The organism is Thermus sp., from assembly GCF_056332225.1.
This window is the reverse complement of sequence record NZ_JBWGQW010000087.1, coordinates 1-3,864: the sequence shown is the minus strand read 5'-3', so window position 1 is coordinate 3,864 and position 3,864 is coordinate 1. Positions and strand designations below refer to the sequence as shown.

5 protein-coding genes are annotated in these 3,864 nt (G+C 71.6%); all 5 read left to right on the top strand.

Annotated elements, in window-relative coordinates; translation table 11 throughout:
• The first annotated feature begins 148 nt into the window (after positions 1-148).
• From AC01Y6_RS09825 to cas2e, 5 genes are read left to right on the top strand one after another with little or no spacing between them, the layout of a single operon-like run.
• Positions 149-1,102: a DNA methyltransferase gene (locus AC01Y6_RS09825; protein ID WP_428720735.1), complete on the top strand. Its 954-nt coding sequence runs from the start codon at positions 149-151 to the stop codon at positions 1,100-1,102.
• Complete coding sequence (locus tag AC01Y6_RS09820) at positions 1,099-1,977, top strand: hypothetical protein (protein WP_476671339.1); 879 nt, start codon at positions 1,099-1,101, stop codon at positions 1,975-1,977. The genes AC01Y6_RS09825 and AC01Y6_RS09820 overlap by 4 nt, the downstream gene beginning before the upstream one ends.
• The gene (locus AC01Y6_RS09815; protein WP_476671337.1) at positions 1,977-3,176 is read left to right on the top strand and encodes a vWA domain-containing protein; all 1,200 of its coding nucleotides are present in this window, start codon (positions 1,977-1,979) and stop codon (positions 3,174-3,176) included. The genes AC01Y6_RS09820 and AC01Y6_RS09815 overlap by 1 nt, the downstream gene beginning before the upstream one ends.
• Before the next feature lie 51 nt (positions 3,177-3,227).
• The gene (locus tag AC01Y6_RS09810) at positions 3,228-3,476 is read left to right on the top strand and encodes a hypothetical protein (RefSeq protein ID WP_476671335.1); all 249 of its coding nucleotides are present in this window, start codon (positions 3,228-3,230) and stop codon (positions 3,474-3,476) included.
• Positions 3,436-3,813, top strand: a complete 378-nt coding sequence (gene cas2e / locus AC01Y6_RS09805; RefSeq protein ID WP_476671333.1) for a type I-E CRISPR-associated endoribonuclease Cas2e — start codon at positions 3,436-3,438, stop codon at positions 3,811-3,813. The genes AC01Y6_RS09810 and cas2e overlap by 41 nt, the downstream gene beginning before the upstream one ends.
• Positions 3,814-3,864: the final 51 nt, after the last annotated feature.

Here is a 3,864-nt window from a genome sequence, read left to right as displayed (position 1 = left end):
AGCCTAACCGGTCCATGCCGTCTGGAACCTTGAAAACCGGCCTTTGCCGCCTGCGTTTACACGCAGAGCACTTGCACCGGCCCGAAATGGGCCAGGAAGGATTGAGCCTCCGTCCGACGGAAGCCCGCGGGGGCTCTAAGCTTTGTTTATGAAGCGAGCTTGGGAAGTGTACGCCGCGGTCCTGCAGGCGGCCCGTGCTCGGGGTTTGGAAGGCGGGGACGAAGAGGTGGCGAAAGCCCTCCTCGCCTGGCCCAAGGAGCGCTTCCGCGCCTTCGCCCGCGAGCTCGGCCTCAAGGAGAAGTACCTGCGCCACGACCTCCTCCCCGTGGCCTTCCTCCCCGAGCCTCTGCGGTGGGCCCTCCAAGAGGGGCTTCCCCTGCGCCAGGCCCACCGGCTTCACCGCCTCCTCAAGCGGGGGGAGCTCTCCCTCGAGGACCTCTTGGGCAAGGACCTCGAGGGCCTCCTCGCCCTCCTCGCCCCCCCGGGGGAGGTGGACCCCTCGGCCCCCGTCTGGCTCTTCCCCCCGGAGCCCTGGGAGGAGGCCCTCCCAAGGGCGGTGGCCCAGGCCCTGGTCTTGCTCTACACCAAGGCGGGGGAGCTGGTGGTGGACCCCATGGCGGGGCGGGGGACCGTGGTGGAGGCGGCCCAAGCCCTGGGACGCCGGGCCTGGGGCGGGGACATCGCCCCCAGGGGGCCAAAGGTGGAGCGGGCCGACATCCGGGACCTCCCCAAGCGCTTCCGGGGGGAGGCTTCCCTGGTGGTCCTCCACCCCCCCACCTTCCAGACCTGGCTTCGGGAGGAGGGCCACCGCGAGGAGGCGGAGGAGCGCTACGGGGTGTACATCCGCCACATCTCCTCCCTCCTGGACCTCTGCCGCCCCGCCCTGGCCCCCGGGGGGAAGCTGGTCCTGGTGGCCCGGCCCCGCCGGGCTCTGGCCCCGCGGGACCTGGAAGCGGGCCAGGACTTCTTCCTGGCGCCCTTTGAGCGGGCCCTGGCCGAGGCCGACTTCCGCCCCCGGCGCTACCACCTGGCCGTGAGCCAGGACGGCCGGCAGGACTGGCACCTCTTCGTGGGGGAGAGCGGGGAGGGCGGTGGGCGGTGAGGCCGAGGTTTTCCCCCAAGGTATCCCCCGCCCTCAAGGCGGAGATGGCCTACTCGGGGTGGGGCTACGACCCGGAGATGGCCGCCCTTTGGAAAGGCCTGGTGAAGGCCTACCTCCCCCTCGCCCACGGCATTCCCATCCGGTGGCGGGTGGGGACGGTGGTCCACCGGGCGGCCGCCTGGCGGAAGGAGGGCGGGGCGTGGACCGTGGAGCTCTCTCCCCTCCTCTTCTCCCGCTACCCCGTCTACCTGGGAAAGCGCTACGGGCTTCCCATGGGCCTTCCGCTCCTCAACGCCCTGGTGCACGTCCTGCAGGAGGAGGGCCGGGCCGTACCCTTGCCCCTCGAGGACGCCTTCCTCAAGCTCGCCCGGTCCGCCAAGCCCGTGGTGGCCCTGGTGGCCTACCACGCCGCAAGCCCCGGGGAGCCCCTTCCCATGCTGGTGGAGATGGCGTTGGGCAGCGCCGACGCCCTCGCCTTCTACCTGAGGGCCCTGGAGGAGGCGGCGGGGAGGGATCTCCTCCCGGACCTCGTGAACCACCACCTCTTCGGCCCCCTCTTCGCCCACGCCCTGGGGAGGGGGGGAGAAGGGGCCCTGGCGCCCTGGGCCGATCTGGGGCCAGCGCCCTCTTCCCTTTCCCCCGGGGCCTACCGCCCCCTCTTCGGCCCGCCCCACGCCGGGGCGGCGGCGGGAGAGCCGGTCTGGGACGCCCTCTACGGGGCCCTCCTCCGGGCCTCGCGTCCCGAAGACCCGGAGAAGGCCCTTATGGAGTGGCGGGACTACTGGTACTGGCGGGGCCGGGGGGAGCGCCTGGGCGAGCCCCTTCCGTCCGACGGAAGGCGAAGCCCAGGGGAAGATGGGGAAGGAGGGAAATGATGAAAAGGTTCGCCAAACCCCAGCAGGCTTCGGAGCTCGGCCTTCGCCTGAGCCGCGCCCTGGTGAAGGGCCAGGACCTCCTCAAGGTGGCGCTCCTCGCACCGAGGCGGGCCCCCCTCACCCCCGACCTCGCCCTGGTCCTGGACCGCTCGGGGAGCATGGCGGGCCGCAAGCTCCAGGAGGCCAAGGCCGCGGCCCTCGCCGTGCTGGAGGCCTTCCCGGAGCGGGGCCGGGTGGCGGTGGTGGCCTACGACCACGAGGTGGAGGTGGGGGGGCTGGACCGGAAGGCGGCCCGGGCCTACCTGGAGGCCCTGGAGGCCCGGGGGAGCACCGCCCTCCACGCGGGCTGGCGGCAGGGGGCCCTCCTCCTCAAGGACCCCACCCGGCCCCGGTTCCTCTTCCTCCTCTCCGACGGCCTGGCCAACGTGGGCCTCACCGACCCCGAGGCCCTGGCGGAGGAGGCGAGGAAGGCGGCCCGGGAAGGGGTCTACACCTTCACCCTGGGCTTCGGGGAGGGGTACCACCGGGGGCTCATGGCCCGCATGGCCCGGGAGGGGGGTGGGGTTCACCGCTACGTGGCGGAGGGGGAGCTCCTGGCCGCCCTCCTCGCGGAGCTCGCCTTCCTCAAGGCCCCGGTGAACCTCGGGGTGCGGGTGCGCCTGGGGGGAACGGAGGTCCACCTGGCCCCCTTCGCCCCCGAGGAGGAGCGCATCCTCCTTCTCCCCGTGGAGGCCCCGGTGCTGGAGGTGGAGGAGGGGCTTCCCGGGGGCGCGGTCCTCTACCGCCTGCCCCTTCCCGAACCCGCCCCCGAGGGGAGCGAGGCCTGGCGGGAGGTGGAGCTCGAGGCCCTGCTTTGGGAGGCGGGGCGGCTTTTGGAGCGGGAGGCGGCTTCCGAAGAGGAGGCGAAGGCCCTGGCGGAGGAGGCGGAGGCCCTTGCGGCCAGCCTGCGGGCCCACCCCTTGGGGGAGAGCGAGCGGGCCCTGGCCCTGGTCCAGGCGCTGGAGGCCTTCAAGGGGGCCATGGAGCGCCTGGCCGCCTCCTACGACGCCTTGGCCTCGGACCGGGTGGCCCGGGAGGGCGCGGCCTTCTTTACCCAGCTCTCCTTCCCCCTCCGCCTGAGCCGGATGAGGTACCGGGACCGGACGGAGGAGCCTCGAGGCGCCACGGCGGGAGGAAAGCGGGCAAGGAGGAAGCCCTAGGGCGCTGGGCGGGCGGCCCGCGGAGTTTGGGGGAAGGCCACCTCCTGCTCCGTGTACGGTCCATCCCCACGTGCGTGGGGACTACGGGCCCTGCGGCAGGCCATCCAGGAGGGGAGGCTTCTGGAGCGGATGGCCGAGGACCTCCTGGAGCTTTTCCGGGGCCTGGGCTTTCCCGAGGAGGAGGACCCGGTGGAAGAGGACCCCACCCGCCCTGGGGGCCTTTGGGGCCTCGAGGGGGAGGTGGAGGGCGGGGTGGCCTATGGTGGTGGTGATCCTGGAAAAGGTTCCGAGGAGCCTTAGGGGGGACCTCACCCGCTTCCTGGTGGAGGTGGACACCGGGGTCTTCGTGGGCCGGATTAGCGCCACGGTGCGGGAACTCCTCTGGGAGCGGGCCGTGGAGAAGGCCGAGGGTGGAAGGGTGGCCCTGGCCTACCGGACGAACAACGAGCAAGGCTTTGCCCTTCGGCTCCACGGCTACCCGGATCGCTTCCTGCGGGACTTTGATGGTATAGTGCTGGTGAGCGTTCGGAACGCCGAGGCGATGCGGAAGGCAGAGAAGTTGACTCGGCAAGTGGAGAGGTACCAGAAGCGCCTCGCCAAGGGTTCCGAAGGGGATCTTGAAAGCAAAAACCCATAACTCCTCCTAAAAAGACACATAAAGGGGGGTTAGGGGTCATTTTTGCCGTCC

What these genes read in the sequence shown, in the direction of transcription:
- AC01Y6_RS09825 (WP_428720735.1), top strand. Translation starts at nt 149, where the DNA reads ATGAAGCGAGCTTGGGAAGTGTACGCCGCGGTCCTGCAGGCGGCCCGT.
- AC01Y6_RS09815 (WP_476671337.1), top strand. Translation starts at nt 1,977, where the DNA reads ATGAAAAGGTTCGCCAAACCCCAGCAGGCTTCGGAGCTCGGCCTTCGC.
- cas2e (WP_476671333.1), top strand. Translation starts at nt 3,436, where the DNA reads ATGGTGGTGGTGATCCTGGAAAAGGTTCCGAGGAGCCTTAGGGGGGAC.